The following is a 21,055-nucleotide window of genomic DNA, read 5'->3' as shown; positions in this document are numbered from 1 at the left end:
TAACGTCGTTGCCTGACCACTATTCAAGGACACTGGACATGGCTAAGGGCTGGTTTGTTGTTCCGGCATTACTCGCAACCTTCGCAGGCTCGGCTTGGGCTGCAGACTGCCCGGCGTTGTTGCAGGGCTCTGTCCCCAAGTTGCATGCCAAGGAATCCATCGATCTGTGCCAGCGCTTTGCCGGCAAGCCGCTAGTGGTGGTCAATACCGCGAGTTTCTGCGGGTTCGCCCCTCAGTTCAAAGGCCTTGAGGCGCTGTATCAGCGTTACAAGGATCAGGGGTTGGAAGTGGTGGGCGTGCCGTCCAATGATTTCAAGCAGGAGTCCAAGGATGGCGCTGAAACCGCCAAGGTCTGTTACGTCAATTACGGCGTGACGTTCACCATGACCGAGCCGCAGAAGGTTCGAGGGACGGATGCAGTGCATCTGTTCAAGGTACTGGCGCAGCAGAGCAATGCGCCGAAGTGGAATTTCTACAAGTACGTGGTGGATCGCCAGGGCAATGTGATTGCCAGCTTTTCCAGTCTGACCAAGCCGGATAACCCGGAATTCATCGAGGCGGTGGAGAAGGCTTTGGCGTCGAAGTCCTGATTCCGCATTCATCGGCCAATAAAAAACCCGCAGAGGCGGGTTTTTTATTGGCTTGAAACTGCGTGCCCCAGAGTTCGTTAGAACTTGTAGGTAGCGCCCAGGCCGTAGCCCCATGCGCTGTTCTGGTAGGTCGCGCTGTAGGCATTGCCTTTGCCAGTTCTGTTAACGTTGACGTCCTCTTCCTTCAGGTACGAAACCGCCAGGTCGAGAGTCAGGTCTTCAGTCGGGCTGTAGCCAGCACCAAAGCTGATCGCCTTACGGTCACCGGTAGGGATACGTACGGAGCGATCCGTGTTGTTGGTTGGCGCCTGGTCAACCGAGAGGCCGCTGCGCAGGACCCACTCTTTGTTGACCTTGTAGGAAACACCTACAGCCGAGGCCCAGGTGTCGTGCCAGTTCTGTGGTTCGGTGATGGTGCCGATCGGGCCCCTAGAGCCGCCGAGCAGAGCAGGAACGCCTTCGTTGTTCACGGTGATGTCTTTCAGGCGGCTCCAGCGAGTCCAGGTGCTACCTGCATAGACAGTCCACTGGTCATCCAGTTTCTGGGTGACCGAGAAGTCGACGACTTCCGGGGTGGTGATATCCAGCGAGGCATCGTAACGGCCGCCATTGAAAGGACCGAAGCCAGGGCCGGCAATGTTGGTGTGGCCTTCGAGCTTGTACTTGACCTTCGAGTGGTAAGTCAGACCCAGACGAGTGGTGTCGGTAGGCTGAACGATAATGCCGACGTTGTAACCGATGGCGGTATCGTCTCCCTTGATCTTCACGCTGCCGTCATTGCGGCCGAAGAGTGCAGGGTTTGGAAATGGCGTAGCAGAAGTCAGTTCACCGCTCAGGCGGTTGATGGTCGGGCCAAAGCCAATCGACACCATGTCATTGAAGGCGTAGCTGACGGTCGGTTGCAGAGTCACGACCTTGACTACGCTCTTGTCACCGTAATAACGGCTGGCAGAGCTGGACTCATAGTTGGTAACGAGGCCGAAAGGTGCATAGGCCCCCAGACCCAATGCCCAGCCGTTACCCAGTTGTTTGACGAAGAACCCCATGGGAACGCTGGTGAACGGAACCATGTCGCCGTCGCTGGTGCCGCCGGGTGGGCCGCCCTTGACGTTTTTCAGGTTGGTCTTGGCATCGATTGCCGCTGCGCCGACAGTAACTTGATCGCGTTTCAGCAGGGACATACCGGCAGGGTTGCCATAAACAGTGCTTGCATCTTCGGCAGAAGAAGAACGACCCGCGAAACCGGTCCCCATGCCACTGATGCTTTGTTCGTTAAGAGCAAAGCCGCTGGCGAAGAGTTGGGTTGAGGCAAGTGCAACCGCGAGACTTATGGTGGATTTGAGCATTACTTTTTTCATTATTAGAACTCCTGATGATCACCGAGGCGAAAATTACCAACATTTTGGTCTGGGCGCTATAGGCTGTAACAGTTGATTTAGAGCGGTTTTGTAGGACAATCCGACCAAGATTTGGGTTTTTCTCCGACTTTGTAATGGTCGTTGTCAGCAGGCGACCTGGCTCAGCGGTGAAACACAGGTTTGCCAAGCGCAGGCGAAATCTCTCAAACGTCCTTGTGGTTGAAAGGTCTTCCTCCATATACGAGCCATGCCGAGCAGATCGTCGGCAGCGGGGAGCGGGGTGTGTTGTTGCTCCACCAGCAACCAGGCGATTGCGGTGGCGTAACGCAGGTTGACGGTCAATTCGAGGTGCGGGCCACTGAGGAAAGCGTGCTGGCTGGCCAGTCCGCGAACCAGGCTGGCCCGCTCCGGGTCCAGCGCCAGGTAGTGATCCCAGAGGTCCTGGTGGCGCAGTTCGGTGATGCGATACAGGCCGTGGCCGCGGCGATCGTGCAGGGCCGAGCCCAGCGCCGACTGGCTGGCAGCAATGCCCAGCAACAAGGTTTCAGCGGTTTTGCTATGACTGCCCAGATACATCAGGGTCGGGCGTATGACATAGCGGCACAACTCGCTGGCGGCGATACCCATAATGCCCTCGAAGAGTGAAAGTGACCGGCTAAACCTGAAGGAGCTTGGCAGCGATAAAAGGATCAGGTTTGCCGGAAGCGGCTCAGGCCGCCTGAGTTGAAGTGTAGTGTCATATCTATGCTGTAAAGGACTGTTTTTAAAATATTTCCGTTCTCTTGTTATAAGCCTTATATCCATTGGTACTTTGGATGAAGTGGCAAATGGGCAAATAACAGGCAATAAAAAGCCCCGCTATCAAGCGAGGCTTTTGAGGTTTTAGCGCTCTGGTGTATCAGGCCACCAGGGCCTGACGAGTACGTTCGATCACTGCCTGCAGCGGTTCAGCGCTGGAATACTGATCGGGGTACAGACGTTCGCTGTGACGTGCGATGCCGTGTTCGTTGACCAGGGTGAAACTGAAGCAGCCTTTGCGAGCGGCCATGATCAGGCAGTTCAAGGGTGCAAAAGCGTGGGTGAGGGTGCGAATGGCATCCTGAGTCTGGATTTGAGTAGACATAATTATTAGGTGTTCCTACAAATGACACGGTTAAGAACCGTGCAACGTTAAAACGTTCCAGTAACGTCGACCACCATTGGTCAAACGAAGAACCTGACTGGAACAAAGCAGCCAGTTGCAGCGCTTTAATAAGGTTGCGCTAGGGCTGGCAGGTAGGTACTTAGGAGGGCAGGCAACACAGCAGGGGCAAAGGTTCTGGGCCCAGGGTGGAGATCCTGATCAATTTGCAGGTTGGTTCGGTCAGAGTAAATGGCTCGGGCATTGCCTTTGATTTCGTTTCAAGGGCGATGTCAGTATGAGTTTTACCTGGAAACCAGCGAGGTGGTCGGTCCTTGGTATTCGACAATGTTCTCTCAATTGGAGAGGGTGTCGGCGGGACTTGTTCGACCAGAATTGACTTTCAGCTTGGTACTAACGGCGAGGATTCTATTGAGTTGAAGCGAGGAATGCAAGTGTGCTAGGAAAAATGTTTGGTGAGTGGCGAAACTGCTCCATGACTACTGTGTAACCGTTGTCTTTGTGGCGTGTACGAAAACGGTGCGTTACTGGCGTTAATTTTCGCCCGGTTGTGCACACTTGTCGCGCAGCGTGTCACCCTGTTGTCACCTTCCCCAAGGCTTGCCCTATAGCCTGTCTCGAGAATTTAAGTCAATGATAAACATCGTATTTTTTTACTGGTGAAAAAATCGTCAGTTTGACTGCAGGGCCCGTCTCATGGGGCTTTGGGAGGGTTGTGGAGGGGTTGTCCACTGACTTATCCACAGCTTCTGTGGATTGTCCCAAGCGCTTGCTCTAGGACGGGCGTGCTGGCTCTTTTGGACTTTACCCGAGCGAAAAAAGGAGTAGAGTGGCGCGCCTTCCGATCTGCCCCACAGTGCTTTATGAAGTTTCGCTCAGTATCACCTTCTGTTACCGCCCCTCCTGACAGTGTTACCGAACCCAAGCGCTTCTCCTTGCGTGTTGCTCTGTGGTTGCTGGACAGCCCGCGCCTGGGGCGCAACCCCAACGTCAAGCATTTTGCCGGACGTTTGCTCAAGCAGCCGGCCCGGGAAGGCGTGGTCGCGGCGCAAAGTCGCCTGGGTCAGTTGATGTGCCGCGAGTGTGGCAACGCTCGGGATCGGCGTATCGGTCACGACCTGTTGCGCCAGGCAGCCCGCGCCGGTGACCGTCGTGCTCAACTGGAACTGGGCCGTATCGAAGACTGAGCTGTCCAACGCTCGGTGGCTTGGTTAACCTTCATTCCTTATTTCGTTGACAGGAATTGTTATGGCTATGGACTTGACCAGCCTGCTGCTTGGCCTGGCGGGAGCGGCGTTGCCGTTACTGGTGCTGGCCTGGCAACTGCAGCGTCGCGCCAGTTCCAGCCAGTCCGAGCTATCCCTGCTGGAAGAGCGCCTGGCCACGGCCCAGATGGCCCAGGAAGGGCTCATGGCGCAGCTGGATGCCAGCCGCGATGAAGTCAGCGACCTGAGCCAGGCCAATGCACTGAAGCAAGCGGACCTGGCGGCCCTGCGTCGAGAGGTCGAGTTGCTGCAGATTGAGCGAGACAACGCCCGCGATGCTGCTCACGCCTGGAACCTGGAGCGTGCCGCCAAAGAGAACGAATTGCGGCGTCTGGACGCCCAGGCTGCTTCGTTACAGGCCGAACTTCGGGAGCAGCAGGAGAGCCACCAGCAGCGCCTTACCGATCTGCAAGGTTCCAGGGACGAACTTCGGGCCCAGTTCGCCGAGCTGGCGGGCAAGATTTTCGATGAGCGCGAACAGCGTTTCGCCGAGACCAGCCAGCAGCGGCTTGGGCAGTTGCTGGACCCGCTCAAGGAGCGCATCCAGTCGTTCGAAAAACGGGTCGAGGAGAGTTATCAGGCCGAGGCCCGCGAGCGCTTTTCCCTGGCCAAGGAGCTGGAGCGTTTGCAGCAACTGAACCTGCGCTTGAGTGATGAGGCCACCAACCTGACCCGTGCCCTCAAGGGGCAGAAGACCCAGGGCAATTGGGGTGAGCTGATTCTTGAGCGGGTACTGGAGCACGCCGGCCTGGAGAAGGGGCGCGAATACCAGACCCAGGTCAGCCTCAAAGGGCCGGACGGCGAGCGCTTCCAGCCCGATGTGCTGATCATGCTGCCGGGTGACAAGCAGGTGGTGGTGGATTCCAAGGTCAGCCTTACGGCCTACCAGCAGTATGTCGGTAGCGACGATCCGCAGATTGCCCAGGCGGCCCTGAAGCAGCATGTGCTGTCCTTGCGCAACCACGTCAAAGGCTTGGCCGGCAAGGATTACAAGCGCCTGGAAGGCTTGCACAGCCTCGACTTCGTGCTGCTGTTCGTACCCATCGAAGCGGCATTCTCGGCAGCCCTGCAAGCCGAGCCCAACCTGTTTCAGGAAGCGTTTGACCGACACATCGTCATTGTCAGCCCGACTACCTTGCTCGCTACTTTGCGGGTGATCGACAGCCTGTGGAAGCAGGAACGTCAGAGTCAGAATGCCCGGGAAATCGCCGAGCGCGCGGGCTGGCTCTATGACAAGTTCGTGCTGTTCATCCAGGATCTGGATGAAGTCGGCAACCGTCTGCAGCAACTGGACAAGGCTTATTCCGCCGCGCGCAACAAGCTCACCGAAGGTCGGGGCAATCTGGTCAGTCGCAGTGAGCAGCTCAAGTTGCTGGGGGCCAGGGCCAGCAAAAGCTTGCCGGCAGATTTGCTGGAACGGGCCATGACCGATGCCGAAGGGCGAGAGTTGGAGTTGCCGGAGTAGCCCGGCATTGGCTCAGCCCAGAGGTAGGTGACGACTCAACAGGGCACGCAAGGCTGCCGGTTTCACGGGCTTGGCCAGATAGTCCAATCCTGCCGCGTGCACTTGGGCGACCATTTCCGGGCGTCCGTCGGCACTGATCACCACTCCCGGCACCGGCTCACCCAACTGGGTGCGTAGCCAGGCCATGACCTGGGTGCCGGTTTCGCCATCGTCCAGGTGATAGTCCACTAGCGCCAATTGCGGGCGGATGCCTTCTTTGAGCAGCGCTGCGCACTCCTCGCGGTTGCGGGCGGTCCAGACCTGGCACCCCCAGCGCGTAAGCAGGCTGTTCATGCCGATCAGGATGCTGTCTTCGTTGTCCACACAGAGCACCTGCCCGCCGTTGAGGGACTGCCCATTGAGTTCGACCGCCTTGCCCGGCACGACGACGCTACTGCGGGCCAGGGGTACGTTGACACTGAATACACTGCCCTTGCCGGGCCAGGAGCGTACCTGCAACGGATGGCCGAGGACCCGGCACAGGCCGTCGGCGATTGCCAGGCCCAGTCCCAGGCCTTTTTCGGCGCGTGTCTGGTGGCTGTCCAGGCGCTTGAACTCTTCGAAGATCACCTGCTGCTTGTCCTGAGGAATACCCGGTCCTCGATCCCAGACTTCCAGGCTCAATGAGTCGCCCTGGCGACGCACTCCCAGCAGGACCGGGCCCTTGGCATAACGGAAGGCGTTGGTCAGGAAATTCTGCAGGACCCGCCGCAGTAACTTGATGTCACTGTCGATCCGTAGATGACTGCCACGCACCCGGAATTGCAGGCCCTGTTCCTGGGCCAGCGCCTTGAATTCCGCCCCCAGGGTGTCGAACAGCTCGTTGAGGGCAAAGGGTTTGCGATCGGGGGTGATCTTGCCGTTTTCCAGGCGCGAGATATCCAGCAGGTCGCTGATCAGATCTTCGGCAGAGCGCAGTGAGCTGTCCAGGTGCTGTACTAGCTGCTGGGCTTCGACAGAGAGTCCGTCGTCCTGGTGAGAAAGGGCGGCGGAGAACAGCCGCGCGGCGTTCAAGGGTTGCATCAGGTCGTGACTGACGGCCGCCAGAAAGCGCGTCTTGGACTGGTTGGCCGCTTCCGCCGTGCCCTTGGCTTCGGTCAGCGCAGCGTTGAGTTGCGACAGTTCATGGGTACGTTCGGCTACCCGTTGTTCCAGGCCTTCGTTGGCCTCTGTCAGGGCCTGCTCGGCCTCGCGGAACGGGGTGATGTCGGTGAAACTCATGACGAAGCCGCCGCCGGGCATCGGGTTGCCAATCAACTCGATGACCCGGCCATTGGGGAACAACCGCTCGGAGGTATGGGCCCGTCCCTGACGCATCCAGTGCAGGCGTCGGGCGACATGGACCTCCGCTTCGCCGGGGCCGCACAGGCCGCGCTCGGCATTGTGGCGGATGATGTCGGCAATCGGCCGGCCGACGCTGATCAGGCCTTCGGGGTAATTGAACAGCTCCAGATAACGACGGTTCCAGGCCACCAGCTTCAACGACTGGTCCACCACACTGATGCCCTGGGTGATGTTTTCGATTGCGCCCTGCAACAGCGCGCGGTTGAACTGCAGCACTTCGGAAGCTTCGTCAGCGATGCGTACCACGTCTTCGAGTTGCATCTCCCGACCTTCGATGGCGGCCTTGACCACGGCTCGGGTCGAGGAGGCGCCGAGGACACCGGCCAGCAGGCGTTCGGTGTGGGCGATCCATTCGCCGTCGGCGTTCTGGTTCGGGTTGAAGCCTTTGCCCTGACGATAGGCGAAGCGGATGAAGCTTTGGCGGGCGCGCTCTTCACCGACAAAGCGCGCGGCCAGTTTCAGCAGGTCGTCGATCTGCACTGACAGCATCGAACGTGAGCTGAGGCGACCGCTGATTTCCTGGCCGATAAAGCGCCCGGCCTGCCAGTGTTCGGAAACCCGGGTGCGTGACAGCACCGAGACCCAGGCGAACAGGGTGAAGTTGCCGGCCAGGGACAGCACCACGCCCTGGGTCAGCGGTGTGATCGGCAGGGACAGCGGATTGCCATGCAGCCAGGCCAGGCCAGGGAAGCTGCTCAGGGACCAACCCAGGCTGTGGGCAGCGATGGGCAGAACCAGGGTGTAAAACCAGATAAAGGTGCCGGCGGCGAGTCCGGCAAACACCCCTCGACGGTTGGCCTGTTTCCAGTACAGCGCGCCGAGCATGGCCGGCGCCAGTTGAGTCACGGCGGCGAACGCAATCTGGCCGATGGTGGCCAGACTGGCGGTGGAGCCCAGCAGGCGATAGCTGACATAGGCCAACAACAGGATGACCACGATGCTGACTCGGCGCACCGAAAGCATCCAGTGACGGAACACTTCAAAGGGGCGCTCGGCGTTTTTATGTCGCAGCAACCAGGGCAGCAACATGTCGTTGGAGACCATGGTCGACAGCGCCACGCTGGCCACGATCACCATGCCGGTGGCGGCCGAGGCGCCACCGATGAACGCCAGCAAGGCCAGGGCGGGATGAGCTTGGGCCAGAGGCAGGCTGATAACGAAGGAGTCCGGCAGTACGCTGCTGGGCAGGAGCATCTGTCCGGCCAGGGCGATGGGCACCACAAACAGTGCGGCCAGGGCCAGGTAGGCTGGAAATACCCATTTGGCCAGGCGCAGGTCCTGAGGCTCGATGTTTTCCACCACGGTGACGTGGAACTGTCGTGGCAGGCAGATGATTGCCATCATCGCCACCCCGGTTTGTACCACCATCGATGGCCAATTGATGGTTTCCTTCCAGTACTGCTCCAGGCGCGGCGCCAGCATGGCCTGGTTGAACAGGTCGTCGAAGCCGTCATACAGGCCGAAGGTCACGAAGGCGCCGACGGCGAGAAAGGCGAACAGCTTGACCAGGGATTCAAAGGCAATCGCCAGCACCATGCCCCGGTGGTGTTCGGTGGCGTCGAGGTTGCGGGTGCCGAAGACAATGGTGAACAACGCCAGGATCAGCGACACGATCAGCGCCGTGTCCTGGGCGCGAGTGCCCATGGCGTCGGCTCCGGCACCGATCAGCAGGTTGACTCCGAGCACGATGCCCTTGAGTTGCAGGGCGATGTAGGGCAGCACCCCCACCAGACAGATCAGGGCTACGACCACTGCCAGGGACTGGGACTTGCCGTATCGGGCGGCAATGAAGTCGGCAATGGAGGTGATGTTCTCCTGCTTGCTGATCATCACCATCTTCTGCAGGACCCAGGGGGCGAATACCAGCAGCAAGATGGGCCCCAGATAAATCGGCAAGAAGGCCCAGAGCTGTTCGGCGGCCTGGCCCACGGCGCCAAAGAAGGTCCAGCTGGTGCAATAGACGGCCAGCGACAGGCTGTACACCCAGGCCCGCACTCGCGGCGGAAGGGGCGCGCTGCGACGGTCGCCGTAGAAGGCGATGGCGAACATGATGGCCATATAGGCCAGGGCAACGGCGGCAATCAGCCCGCTGGACAACGACATGGAAACTCCGAAGCAAGGACACCGGGCACGTCAGCCCGGCCAGACAGTCTGGCACGATGTTGAGTTGACGTCAGTGTCGACCAAGGTATCAGCGCGGTCTGATGTCGCAGGGCCGGACGGTCGTTCGGGCGGGCTAGGGTTGCAGGGCGAGCTCGATCATTTCATGGAGTTCCGACACCGGTAGTGGCGTGGCGGAGAACAGGATGCGAAACACGGTCGGCGCGACGATCAGGTTCAGCAGGCGATCGATGTCCGGCAGGCGTTCTTCACTGTCCTGATAGCGTTCGAGGAGAGTCTGCAATTGAGCGCTGAGGATAGTCACGCAATAGCCTGGAGTCGCGCTGCATTGCACATCGCGCATCATGTTGCGTCCGGGCTCCGAACTCATTTCATCCAGATACTGCTCGGCCCAGGCCCGCAGGTCGCCCCGCAGGCTGCCGGTGTTGGCCGGTTCGCTGTCCGGACGCATGCGTGCCAGTGCAACATCGGCCAGCAGGGTCGACAGGTCGCCCCAGCGTCGGTAGATGGTCGAGGGGGTGACGCCGGCGCGAGTGGCGATCTGCGGCACGGTCAAGGACGAGCGGTCCTGCTCTTCAAGGAGCTGGCGGACTGCCGTATGGATGGATTCCTGAACCCTGGCGCTACGGCCGCCTGGGCGTAAAGCTTCTTTAATAGCCATGGGAACGAACCTTAACACAAAGAATTTGCTTTAAGCTCGGGGCGGTAGCACACTGCACAAAAGCAAAATATTAGCTTTAGTGGAGCGTGCTTATGTCCGGTGCTATCGACACCTGTGTGTCCAGCCGTCGCAGTTTGGTGTTTCTGGCCATTACCTTGCTCAGTTTTCTGGCGGCCTCCAGCGTGCCGACACCGCTCTATCACCTTTACCAGGAAACCCTGCATTTTTCTCCGGCGATGCTGACCCTGGTGTTCGGGGTCTATGCCCTGAGTCTGCTGGCCGCCCTGCTGACGGTGGGGTCTGTGTCGGACTACCTGGGGCGGCGGCCGGTGATCTTTGCCGCCTTGCTCCTCAATGTCCTGGCGATGCTGCTGTTTATCAATGAAAGCGGGGTGCAGTGGCTGATTGCTGCAAGGGTGATGCAGGGCTTTGCCACTGGCATGGCCACCAGCGTGCTCGGCGCCGCGTTGCTGGATACCGATCGCCAGCAAGGCCCATTGGTCAATAGTGTTGCGCCCCTTCTGGGCATGGCGTGCGGCGCCATGGGCGCCAGCTTGCTGGTGGAGTTCGCGCCGTTGCCGCTGCAGCTCAGTTACTGGTTGCTGTTAGGGGTGTTCGTGGTCCAGGCCCTGTATGTCTGGCGCTTGCCGGAAAGTGTCAGTCCGCAATCTGGTGCCTGGGCCTCATTACGGCCCACATTGCATGTACCGCCGCAAGCGCGGCGCGCGTTATGGCTGGCATTGCCGGTGGATGTGGCGGTATGGGCTGTGGGTGGCTTTTATCTGTCCTTGGCCCCATCCCTGGTGCGCGCCGCTACCGGGTCTACCTCGAACCTGATCGGCGGCGCTCTGGTGGCGGTGCTGACCCTCAGTGGTGCAGTCATGATCTTTTCTCTGCGCCAGCGACCGGCGGACAAGGTCCTGCGCCTGGGGGCCGGGTTGTTGGCGGTGGGGATGATGCTGATCCTCGGCGCAGTGCACAGTGCCAGCCTGATGCTGTTCTTCCTTGGCACCCTGGTGCTGGGCAGCGGTTTTGGCGCCGGATTTCTTGGCGCGCTGCGCAGCGTGGTGCCCCTGGCCTTGCCCCACGAGCGCGCGGGCCTGATGTCGGCGTTTTATGTGCTGAGTTATCTGGCGTTCTGTCTGCCGGCATTGCTGGCGGGCAACCTGACCCGCAGCTTCGGCCTGATTGCGACTACCGATGGCTATGGGGCCGTGCTGATCCTGCTATCCCTCGGCGCTCTTCTGGTACTGCTGCGTCGCCCGGTGCCGCCTTGTTGCACGGCACCTGGGAATTGAGCCTGTGGCCCATCCACTGAAAGAGCATCCTGGGTACTGATGATCGAGTTTGAAGGCAGCGCCTCGGACTTAATATCTATTCAGTAGATAACAGATAGAGAAATTACCCGTTATATAGATATTCGATTAGGTTCTACCATGGGCTCCACCTCATCAGAGGACAGGAGACACGTCATGCCATGCACCCACAGCGTCAAAGCCGGCCGCCGGCCCTTGAGTCATCTGCAACACCCCCGCGAAGCCATTCGCCAATTCACCCCCAACTGGTTCGCCGCCACCATGGGCACCGGGGTTCTGGCCCTGGCGCTGGCCCAGTGGCCGGCTCAGGTTCCAGGCCTGCATCAGGTGGCCGAAGGATTCTGGTGGCTGACCATTGCCCTGTTCGTGCTCTTCACGGTGATGTATGCCGCCCGTTGGGTGCTGTTCTTCGATGAGGCGCGGCGAATCTTTGGTCACTCAACGGTCTCGATGTTCTTCGGCACCATTCCCATGGGGTTGGCAACCATCATCAACGGCTTGCTGTTGTTCGGTGTTCCCCGCTGGGGTGAGGCGGTGGTGCACCTGGCGCAGGTGTTGTGGTGGCTGGACGTGGCCATGTCCCTGGCCTGTGGAGTGTTGATTCCCTACATGATGTTCACTCGTCAGGAGCACAGCATCGATCAGATGACCGCTGTCTGGCTGTTGCCTGTGGTGGCGGCCGAAGTGGCTGCGGCCAGCGGTGGCCTGCTGGCGCCGCATCTGCAGGATGCTCACGCGCAGTTGGTGATGCTCAGTACCAGCTACGTGTTGTGGGCCTTTTCACTGCCGGTGGCGTTCAGCATCCTGACCATCCTGCTGTTGCGCATGGCCCTGCATAAACTGCCCCATGAAAGCATGGCAGCCTCGAGCTGGTTGGCCCTGGGCCCGATCGGCACCGGTGCACTGGGCATGCTGGTGCTGGGGGGCGATGCACCGGCGATCTTTGCCGCCAATGGCCTGCCCGGCGTCGGTGAGATTGCTGCCGGCCTGGGGCTGGTGGCGGGGCTGACGCTGTGGGGGTTTGGTTTGTGGTGGATGTTGATGGCGGTGTTGATCACCCGACGCTACCTGCGTGAAGGCATCCCCTTCAACCTCGGCTGGTGGGGGTTCACCTTCCCGCTGGGGGTGTATTCGCTGGCCACCTTGAAGTTGGGTAGCACTTTGCTCCTGGGATTCTTCAACGTATTCGGCGCGGTATTGGTAGCGGCCCTGGCGTTGATGTGGCTGATCGTGGCCAGGCGCACGGTCCAGGGGGCCTATAAAGGCGAGCTGTTTGTTTCGCCATGCATTGCGGGCTTACGGAAATAATCGCCAAAGATAGGTAAGGTTGTGGCCTGGATCGATATTCGACATTCCAATAACAGTATCCACGCCACTCAGGGACATGGAAGATGAGTCACCCTTCGCAGTTCACCTTGCTCCGCAAGCGGCGGTTCCTGCCGTTCTTCATCACGCAATCCCTTGGCGCCTTCAACGACAACATCTTCAAGCAGTCGTTGATCCTGGCCATTCTCTACAAGCTGAGCATCGAAGGTGATCGCTCGATCTGGGTCAACCTTTGTGCCTTGCTGTTCATCCTGCCGTTCTTTCTGTTCTCGGCCCTGGCCGGGCAGTTCGGTGAGAAGTTTGCCAAGGATGCTCTGATTCGCCTGATCAAGCTGGGGGAGATCGCGATCATGACCGTGGGGGCTGTGGGGTTCGTCTTCGACCATCTCTGGCTGATGCTGGTGGCGCTATTTGCCATGGGCACCCATTCGGCGCTGTTTGGCCCGGTGAAATATTCAATCCTGCCCCAGGCTTTGCGTGAAGAGGAGCTGGTGGGTGGCAATGGCCTGGTGGAAATGGGGACTTTCCTGGCAATCCTGGCAGGGACCATCGGCGCCGGGATCATGATGTCCTCGGCTCATTACGCCCCCATCGTCTCGTTCGCCATCATTGGCGTCGCGGTGTTGGGGTACCTGGCGAGTCGGGCCATTCCACGGGCTGCTGCTGCAACCCCCGATATGCGCCTGAACTGGAACATCTTCAGTCAGTCCTGGGCCACCTTGCGTCTAGGCTTGGGGCAGACACCGGCGGTGTCGCGGTCGATTGTCGGCAACTCCTGGTTCTGGTTTGTCGGGGCGATCTACCTGACTCAGATTCCTGCCTATGCCAAGGAATGGATGCACGGTGACGAGACGGTGGTGACCCTGATTCTCACCATATTCTCGGTGGGTATCGCGGTGGGCTCGATGCTGTGCGAGAAGCTTTCGGGGCGCAAGGTAGAGATCGGCCTGGTGCCGTTCGGCTCCTTTGGCCTGACGGTGTTCGGCCTGCTGTTGTGGTGGCATTCCGGTGGAATCCCGGAAAGTGTCAATGGTCATGGCTGGCTTGAAGTGTTGGGTTTTGGGCATGCCTGGTGGGTGTTGTTCGACGTGCTGGGACTGGGGGTTTTCGGCGGCTTCTATATAGTGCCGCTGTACGCGCTGATCCAGTCCCGCACTCCGGAGAATGAGCGGGCCCGGGTAATTGCCGCCAACAATATTCTCAATGCGCTGTTCATGGTGGTATCGGCGATTGTTTCCATCGTCATGCTGAGCATGGTCAAGCTGACCATTCCCCACCTGTTCCTGGTGGTGTCGCTGCTGAACGTTGCGGTCAACGTCTATATCTTCAAAGTGGTGCCCGAGTTCAGCATGCGTTTCTTGATCTGGCTGCTCAGCCATTCCATGTACCGCGTCGAGCATCGCAATCTGGAGCAGATCCCCGATGAGGGGGCTGCCTTGTTGGTGTGCAATCACGTGTCCTTTGTTGACGCCTTGTTGATTGGCGGCGCTGTACGTCGGCCGATTCGCTTCGTGATGTACTTCAAGATCTACAACCTGCCGGTATTGAACTTCATCTTCCGTACCGCCGGGACCATCCCCATTGCCGGCCGGCATGAAGACCTGGAAATCTATGAAAAAGCCTTCAAGCGGATTGCCCAGTATCTTCGCGATGGCGAATTGGTGTGCATTTTCCCCGAGGGCAAGCTGACTGCCGATGGTGAGATCAACGAGTTCAAGGGCGGCCTGACACGGATTCTCGAAGAAACCCCGGTGCCGGTGATTCCCCTGGCCTTGCAGGGGCTGTGGGGCAGCTTCTTCAGCCGCGACCCGAGCAAGGGTTTCTTCCATCGTTTCTGGTCACGAGTGACCCTGGTGGCCGGGTCGAGCGTGGCGGTGGAAGCCGCCGAACCGGCGCAGCTACAGGCCATGGTGGGGCAACTGCGCGGCAGCCGTCGTTAATGCTCTGACGGACACAAAAACGCCCGCAATGCTGCGGGCGTTTTTATTTCTGCGACCTGACTATCAGCTGGCGCTGACTTTCAAGCCCACCAGACCGGCAATGATCAGCGCTACGCTGGCCAGGCGCACCAGGGCCATGGACTCGCCGAACAGGATGATCCCGGCGATCACCGTGCCAATGGCACCGACCCCGGTCCAAATAGCGTAGGCCGTGCCCAGAGGCAGCTCCTTCATGGCCAGACCCAGCAGACCCAGGCTGATGGCCATGGCGAGGATGGTCAAGGCGGTGGGTAACGGACGGCTGAAGCCGTCCGTGTATTTCAGGCCCACAGCCCAGCCCACTTCAAACAAACCGGCAAACAACAAAATGATCCAGGACATGCTGACCTCATCGGTTGATGGGGTCGTCCCCACGAATAAGTCACTCGATTGAGTGCGAGGTCGTCCTCGCGCTGCGCAGTATACTGCTCAGTACTGATCGGTCGATCAATTTTCGGCTCAGTCGCCGACCCGTTGTGTTTCCAGTTTTTGCTCGCTCTCGTCACTCATGCGGCGGAAGTAGGTCGAGAGCAAGGCCCCGGAAATGTTATGCCAGACACTGAACAGGGCACTGGGCACTGCCGCCAGGGGAGAGAAGTGGGCGCTGGCCAGGGCGGCACCCAGTCCGGAGTTCTGCATGCCGACTTCCAGTGCCAGGGATTTGCGTTGTGCTAGTGGCAGCTTGAAGAGTCGACCGGTGAAATAGCCCAGCAGGTAGCCGAAGCTGTTGTGCAGCATCACCACCGCCATGATCAGCAGCCCGGATTCGGCGATTTTTGCCTGGCTGGCCGCCACCACGGCAGTGACGATAATGACGATGCTGACCACCGAAACCAGCGGCAGCACTTCCACCGCATGCTGTACCCGATGGCCCAGTAGGCGCTGGGCAAGCACGCCCAGCACGATAGGCAGCAGCACCACTTGCAGAATCGACCAGAACAGCTCCATGAAGGACACCGGCAGCCAGGCCGAAGCCAGCAACCAGATCAGCGCAGGGGTCAAGAGTGGCGCGAGCAGGGTGGTGACTGCGGCGATGGCCACCGACAGGGCGAGGTCGCCCCGGGCCAGCCAGGTCATGACGTTGGACGAGGTGCCACTGGGGCAGCAGCCCACGAGAATCACGCCGACGGCGATTTCCGGCGGCAGATGGAAGGCCTGGCAGAGTAGCCAGGCCACCCCGGGCATGATTACGAAGTGCGCGACTACTCCCAGGGCGACGCGCCACGGATGACGGGCCACTTCGGCGAAGTCTTCGAGCTTCAGGGTCAGTCCCATGCCAAACATCACCAGGCCCAGCAGGGGCACAATCGCGCCTTTGAGGTCGATGAACCAGGTCGGCTGGAGGAATGCCAACACGGCAAAGATCAGTACCCAGTAAGCGAAGGTGTTGCCGACAAAGCGGCTCAGTGCAGCCAGTGCGCGCATGACCTGTTCCTTATTATGTGAAAACGCCACCGAAGGCGGTGGCGTCTAGTGCGCAGCGGTTATCCGGGCAAGGCGTCAGATGCCTTGCGGAATTTCCTCGCCACCCAGGGCTTCGAACAACGCCGGCAGGAAATCGCCGAAAGTCAGCATCATCAGGGTGAAGCTGGCGTCCTGCTGGCCGAGGGCTTCATCGCCGCCGTCCTGTTCCGCCTGATCCTGCAGCAGGTCTTCGAACTTCAGGCGCTTGACCACCATCTTGTCGTCGAGCATGAAGGACAGTTTGTCCTGCCAGGCCAGGGACAGTTGGGTGACCACCTTGCCGGTGCTCAAGTGCAGCTGGATTTCCTCGCCGGTCAGGTCCTGGCGCTTGCAGCGCACGATGCCGCCGTCTTCGTGGGTGTCGCGCAGCTCGCACTCGTCGAGGACGAAGAAATCGTCGGCGGCTTTCTGGGTCTTGACCCAGTCGGTCATGATCGCGCTCGGAGCAATCTTCACGGTCAGTGGACGTACCGGCAGGGTGCCGAGGACTTCACGCAGCGTGGAGAGTAGGTCTTCGGCACGTTTGGGGCTGGCGGAGTTGACCAGAATCAGCCCCTGTTTCGGGGCGATGGCGGCGAAGGTCGAGGAGCGGCGGATAAAGGCACGGGGCAGGAACGCTTGGATGATTTCATCCTTGATCTGGTCGCGCTCCTTCTTATAGACCTTGCGCATCTGTTCGGCTTCGATCTCTTCGACCTTTTCCTTTACCGCGTCGCGCACCACGCTGCCAGGCAGGATGCGTTCTTCCTTGCGCGCTGCTACCAGCATGAAGTCCTGGCTGACGTGCACCAGCGGGGCCTCTTCACCTTTGCCGAAAGGGGCGACGAAACCGTAAGTGGTCAACTCCTGGCTTGCACAGGGGCGCGCCAGTTTGGTCGCCAGTGCAGTTTCCAGCGCCTCAGCATCAAAAGGCAGATCTTGGGTCAGGCGATAGATCAGCAGGTTTTTGAACCACATGGGGTGAATCTCTCCTTTATACAAAGGAGGGCATTATTCTCTTCGCTGCTGCTCAGGCCAACCCTTCGCTAAGCCTTTGGAAGGCCTGAAAAAATTATTATAAAAAGTGCTTGCCAGAGTGGGGTCTGCTCCGTAGAATGCGCGCCACACCGAACGTGAAGGGTGATTAGCTCAGCTGGGAGAGCGTCTGCCTTACAAGCAGAATGTCGGCGGTTCGATCCCGTCATCACCCACCATTCGCATTCAGTGTTACGCGCAGCGGTAGTTCAGTCGGTTAGAATACCGGCCTGTCACGCCGGGGGTCGCGGGTTCGAGTCCCGTCCGCTGCGCCATATTCGGTAACCTGGAACACTGAACGCCAGGTCACCACAGAAAGCCCGCTAGCGCGGGCTTTTTGCTGTAAAGAGTTTGTGGGTAATGCGGCATTTCATGGGAATTCAGATTTTTTTGATAAAATTATCAACTAAATCAACACTTTAAGAATTTCTGTGGCATAATGCGCCCCGCAACGAAGGTAAAGGGTGATTAGCTCAGCTGGGAGAGCGTCTGCCTTACAAGCAGAATGTCGGCGGTTCGATCCCGTCATCACCCACCACTTACTTTCAACGCTACGCGCAGCGGTAGTTCAGTCGGTTAGAATACCGGCCTGTCACGCCGGGGGTCGCGGGTTCGAGTCCCGTCCGCTGCGCCATATCCAGGTAACCTGGAACACTGAACGCCAGGTCACCACAGAAAGCCCGCTAACGCGGGCTTTTTGCTGTCTGGGGTTTGGCGATGGGTAAATCCGGCACCCAAAAAAGCGGCCCGCAGGCCGCTTTTCTTGTTTCTGGGCTTACTGCTCGGCGTTACGGCTGTGCCGGTAGTCACTGACAGCTTCGTACACCGCTTTGCGCAAGCGGTTGATACCACCGATAGGGCGATGGGCCTCAATACCGAACCATGGATTGAAGGATTGATTGTCGCAGGCCAGGTTTTGCGCCGGAGTGTCGAAGTCCTGGGCGGGGATCGTCAATCGGGCCACGGTTTCAAACGGTGCTTCGCTTTCCTTCCACTCGATGCTGGTGTCTTCGATCGGCATGAACCGGCTCGGATCCTGGCGCTGGATCTGCAACACGAAGCAGGCGGGCATCCGATCGCTGGAGAGCTGCTGGATCAGTGCGCTGCGCAGGAAGTTGGGCAGGTCCTGGTTCTGCGCTGGCAGGCTGTAGGCCGGGCAACTGTCCGGGTCTGGCATGACCCGAAACTTGGCGTTGGCGTTACCGAACTTGTAGGGCGAGACCGAAAAGTAGGTGGTCTGGGTCGGGCTGGTCGGTGCTGGCGACAGCGTGTCCAGGGCGATGAACAGATGGCGGATCTGCCAACTGCGAGGATCCCAGGCTGGGAAGAAGGCGCCGACTTTCTTGCCATCCGCCTGGGCGGCAATGTTCTGTTGATATTCCGCTACATCGCTGACGAAGAAGTTCGGATGATTGAACATCACGAAGTCCTGCTCGCGTCGCGCTGATTCCGCAGGGATCAGCTGTTGCCCAGGAACATCCAGCAGTTTGATCGCCATGCCGCGGGCGTCGCGAATGCTGTCGAACTGCGGATAGGCATTGCCGTTGGACAAACGCACAGTCGCTTGCCAGGTCTGGCCGGGGGTGGTGAACACGCCCTGGCGCAGTTCCGAATTCAGCTCCTTGAGCACCTGGACCTCGGCTTTCACGCAGCCATGAGCCTTGGCATGGGCATCGCGCAGGTAGCGAGTGCCTTCACGATGCTGATCGACGATGCGTACGGCGGTCTGGATGATGTCCTGGGTGCGTGCGGCTTCATCGGCGGGAATCTGCTCCTGTACCGCCACCGGGCCACGGTGCTGCCAGGCAAACCAGGCGCTGCCCAGGGCCCAGCCCAACAGGCCGATACCGGCCAGCAATAACAGAGTCTTGCCCAGTAATGCGCCGAGGCGTAGCCAGAGCCTGCCCAGCAGGGACGGTCGTTTTCTTGCGAGATCGAGTTTCATGGCAGTTGTGACTCCAGCGGTCCGCCCAGCACTTTCAAGTATTCCAGTAGTGCCCAGCGTTCTTCAGGTTGCAGCAGAGGGCCGATGACGCCGTTGCCACGCTGCCCGGCACGGAATTCGTGGCCGCTGTTGTGGTTGCCGCTGATGCGGGTATCGAATTCAAAGCCGTTCTTGAAGGCTTCCGGGCGATAGCCCAAGTGCTTGGGATCGTATTCGAAGGTGCCTCGATAGAAGGTGGTGGAGCGTTCAGATTGCGGCGAAAGCAGTTGATACAGGTTGGGCACCGAGCCGTTGTGCAGATAAGGCGGTGTTGCCCAGACCCCAGCCAGTGGCCGGGCCTTGTAGGCACGCAGCTCCCGCACGCCGATCGGCAGGCCATAGCCATCCAGCCGTGGTCGTTCCTCGGGGGAGACCTTGGCATCGCGGTAGGCACGTTCCTCGACGAAGGCGGTGATGTAGGCCAGGCCCTTTGCGGCTGAGAGTTGGCGCAGGTCCAGTGGTTCAGTGGGTGTCGGGTGCAGTTCGACGTTGGACTTGGCCAGTTCGGCGGTATCCCATTGCAGGGCGCTCAGGTCATAGCGCAGGTCGGCGATATTGCTGGCGGAGTTCGGATCGGTGCCAATCACCGAGACCGGGAGCATCTTCAGTTGCTGCACTGGTCGGCCATTGCTCTCGCTCACGGTTGGTAGGTGACAACCGGCACAGTGGCTGGCGAACAGACTGCGGCCCTTGGCAGCCAAGGGTTTATCGACAGTGCCCAGCAGTGCCTCCGGCCAAGTGGGAGGCTTCAGACGCTGCAAGGTTTCTTCTATATGGTTGAGGTCGCGAACCCGCACACTGGACGGGTAGCGGGCATCGCCGGTGAGTGGCTGGCCGTCGCTGTCGAACAGATTGAGGGTGGCGCCGACCCCTAGGGCTTCGCCGATGTTGCGGGCCATGGGTTGCTGCGCCGAACCGTTCCACTGCACCCAATCGAAGGTCCAGATGTCCCACAGTTGTGGGTAATCCACCGGGGCGTTGGCGACCCGATAGTTCTGCGCAGAAATGGCGTCGCCGAAACTGGCGTTGGCTATGCGGCCGAAGGCATCGGTGCGACCCGGGCCTTCCTCGGTGGGATAGAGGCCTCGATGGGTATCGTTCCAGGCTACTCGGAGGAAGGTGTCCAACGAGGCCTTGAAGTCCTTGCGCAGTTGTTCATGTTGCGCGTCATAGTCTGCGCCCAGCACTTTGCGGGCGAAACGTTCGAATTTCCATGGGTTGTAATAGGTTGTGGCCAGGCTGGCTACCAGCGCTTGGCCGAAACTGCCGCCACGCAGGGTTGGCACGCTGGAGGGCAGGACGTGTTGCGCCGAGCCACCATCGATCCGCAGTGCCTGATGGTTGAAGCGCAGTTCCCCGGTGTGGCAGGCGGCGCAGGTGATGTCTAGGTACTGTTCCGGGCTGCCTGGGTTCTGGTGCCGGGCGAACCCTACTGGCAGGTTGCCGGGATTCTGCGTCGTGGCTTTCTGTCCAGGCTCCACCAGGAAGCCGAAGCGCGCCAGGTACTCCGGCGCCGCGAAGGACTGCTTGGAGAAGGGCAGCTCCAGGGCGGTGAACCATTCATAGCGCAGGCCTTTGACCTGAGTGCCTTGGGGAGTGAAATAGTAGGTCTGGCGGTCGGCGGCATCCCACTGCTCCAGATAGTGCACCTGCTCGACGGGCACGTAGTCGGGAAGCCTGGGGTTGGCGATGTAGTACAGGACTACGGCCAGGATTATGCCGATCAACACGGCAATCAACAGCAATACACGGTAGATGAGGCGCAAGATGTACGTCCTTGTCGAATTTGCTTTCCTTATGCCTGAGCGTCTCTGACGCGGCAAGTAGCCATTACTTGCGCTATGGTTATTCGCGCTCGTTCCGGTGCCTCACGGAGCCGCATGGGCAGGGTGTTCCCCAACGTACAAAACGTGTTTAAAGACGTGAACTTATCGGACATTTACTACTCTTACGCCGGTAGCCATTGGTCGTGGTCGCCTGATAAGCTC

General features: G+C 59.6%; 16 protein-coding genes and 4 tRNA genes. 10 read left to right on the top strand and 10 right to left on the bottom strand.

Annotated features, from left to right (window positions below):
* Positions 1-38: 38 nt before the first annotated feature.
* Positions 39-590 (top strand): glutathione peroxidase, encoded by a 552-nt coding sequence (locus tag P7C00_RS23795; protein ID WP_404937484.1) that lies wholly within the window; start codon positions 39-41, stop codon positions 588-590.
* Between the two features lie 77 nt (positions 591-667).
* Here the strand turns inward: P7C00_RS23795 and P7C00_RS23790 are convergent, their stop codons facing one another.
* The 3 genes from P7C00_RS23790 to P7C00_RS23780 form a co-directional block, all read right to left on the bottom strand.
* On the bottom strand, positions 668-1,948 hold the full coding sequence (locus P7C00_RS23790) for an outer membrane protein transport protein (RefSeq protein ID WP_346632271.1): 1,281 nt from the start codon (positions 1,946-1,948) through the stop codon (positions 668-670).
* Between the two features lie 144 nt (positions 1,949-2,092).
* Positions 2,093-2,575: a hypothetical protein gene (locus tag P7C00_RS23785; protein WP_346632270.1), complete on the bottom strand. Its 483-nt coding sequence runs from the start codon at positions 2,573-2,575 to the stop codon at positions 2,093-2,095.
* A gap of 271 nt (positions 2,576-2,846) precedes the next feature.
* Complete coding sequence (locus P7C00_RS23780) at positions 2,847-3,071, bottom strand: hypothetical protein (RefSeq protein WP_123726946.1); 225 nt, start codon at positions 3,069-3,071, stop codon at positions 2,847-2,849.
* Between the two features lie 881 nt (positions 3,072-3,952).
* Here P7C00_RS23780 and P7C00_RS23775 point away from each other — a divergent pair.
* Positions 3,953-4,276, top strand: coding sequence for a sel1 repeat family protein (locus P7C00_RS23775; RefSeq protein WP_404937483.1), 324 nt, complete (start codon positions 3,953-3,955; stop codon positions 4,274-4,276).
* Positions 4,277-4,451: 175 nt separating this feature from the next.
* Positions 4,452-5,819, top strand: coding sequence for a DNA recombination protein RmuC (rmuC, locus tag P7C00_RS23770; RefSeq protein WP_404940078.1), 1,368 nt, complete (start codon positions 4,452-4,454; stop codon positions 5,817-5,819).
* A gap of 12 nt (positions 5,820-5,831) precedes the next feature.
* Here rmuC and P7C00_RS23765 read toward each other — a convergent pair whose 3' ends face one another.
* Entirely contained in the window at positions 5,832-9,305 is a 3,474-nt protein-coding gene (locus tag P7C00_RS23765) for a NahK/ErcS family hybrid sensor histidine kinase/response regulator (RefSeq protein ID WP_346632269.1), read from the bottom strand.
* 133 nt (positions 9,306-9,438) lie between these two features.
* Entirely contained in the window at positions 9,439-9,984 is a 546-nt protein-coding gene (locus tag P7C00_RS23760; protein WP_346632268.1) for a TetR/AcrR family transcriptional regulator, read from the bottom strand.
* A gap of 92 nt (positions 9,985-10,076) precedes the next feature.
* Here P7C00_RS23760 and P7C00_RS23755 point away from each other — a divergent pair, with 92 nt between their 5' ends.
* The 3 genes from P7C00_RS23755 (at position 10,077) to P7C00_RS23745 (ending at position 14,566) form a co-directional block, all read left to right on the top strand.
* Positions 10,077-11,282, top strand: a complete 1,206-nt coding sequence (locus P7C00_RS23755) for an MFS transporter (RefSeq protein ID WP_346632267.1) — start codon at positions 10,077-10,079, stop codon at positions 11,280-11,282.
* Positions 11,283-11,456: 174 nt separating this feature from the next.
* Entirely contained in the window at positions 11,457-12,608 is a 1,152-nt protein-coding gene (locus tag P7C00_RS23750; RefSeq protein WP_404937482.1) for a TDT family transporter, read from the top strand.
* A gap of 83 nt (positions 12,609-12,691) precedes the next feature.
* The gene (locus tag P7C00_RS23745) at positions 12,692-14,566 is read left to right on the top strand and encodes an MFS transporter (protein ID WP_404937481.1); all 1,875 of its coding nucleotides are present in this window, start codon (positions 12,692-12,694) and stop codon (positions 14,564-14,566) included.
* 63 nt (positions 14,567-14,629) lie between these two features.
* On the opposite strand, the gene sugE is transcribed toward P7C00_RS23745, so the two are convergent.
* The 3 genes from sugE to rdgC form a co-directional block, all read right to left on the bottom strand.
* Entirely contained in the window at positions 14,630-14,947 is a 318-nt protein-coding gene (sugE, locus tag P7C00_RS23740) for a quaternary ammonium compound efflux SMR transporter SugE (protein ID WP_016967450.1), read from the bottom strand.
* Positions 14,948-15,064: 117 nt separating this feature from the next.
* Positions 15,065-16,030 carry a bile acid:sodium symporter family protein gene (locus P7C00_RS23735; RefSeq protein WP_346632264.1) on the bottom strand — a complete coding sequence of 322 codons (966 nt, stop codon included), beginning with the start codon at positions 16,028-16,030 and terminating at the stop codon, positions 15,065-15,067.
* A gap of 75 nt (positions 16,031-16,105) precedes the next feature.
* Positions 16,106-17,026, bottom strand: coding sequence for a recombination-associated protein RdgC (gene rdgC, locus P7C00_RS23730; RefSeq protein WP_404937480.1), 921 nt, complete (start codon positions 17,024-17,026; stop codon positions 16,106-16,108).
* 160 nt (positions 17,027-17,186) lie between these two features.
* Between rdgC and P7C00_RS23725 the strand changes: the two genes are divergently transcribed.
* The 4 genes from P7C00_RS23725 (at position 17,187) to P7C00_RS23710 (ending at position 17,717) form a co-directional block, all read left to right on the top strand.
* Positions 17,187-17,262 (top strand) — tRNA-Val (locus P7C00_RS23725).
* A 19-nt stretch (positions 17,263-17,281) separates the two neighbouring features.
* A tRNA-Asp gene (locus P7C00_RS23720) sits at positions 17,282-17,358 on the top strand.
* 187 nt (positions 17,359-17,545) lie between these two features.
* Positions 17,546-17,621: transfer RNA gene (locus P7C00_RS23715), tRNA-Val, on the top strand.
* A gap of 19 nt (positions 17,622-17,640) precedes the next feature.
* Positions 17,641-17,717, top strand: a tRNA-Asp gene (locus P7C00_RS23710).
* Between the two features lie 141 nt (positions 17,718-17,858).
* On the opposite strand, the gene P7C00_RS23705 is transcribed toward P7C00_RS23710, so the two are convergent.
* Together P7C00_RS23705 and P7C00_RS23700 are read right to left on the bottom strand one after the other, a co-directional pair.
* The gene (locus tag P7C00_RS23705) at positions 17,859-19,028 is read right to left on the bottom strand and encodes a catalase family protein (protein WP_404937479.1); all 1,170 of its coding nucleotides are present in this window, start codon (positions 19,026-19,028) and stop codon (positions 17,859-17,861) included.
* Positions 19,025-20,833 (bottom strand): di-heme-cytochrome C peroxidase, encoded by a 1,809-nt coding sequence (locus P7C00_RS23700; protein WP_404937478.1) that lies wholly within the window; start codon positions 20,831-20,833, stop codon positions 19,025-19,027. Before P7C00_RS23700 ends, P7C00_RS23705 begins: the two co-directional genes overlap by 4 nt.
* Positions 20,834-21,055 lie beyond the last annotated feature (222 nt).

This window comes from Pseudomonas sp. JDS08PS003 (genome assembly GCF_045013505.1).
Taxonomy (GTDB): domain Bacteria; phylum Pseudomonadota; class Gammaproteobacteria; order Pseudomonadales; family Pseudomonadaceae; genus Aquipseudomonas; species Aquipseudomonas protegens_B.
This window is presented reverse-complemented; position numbering and strand designations above follow the sequence as displayed.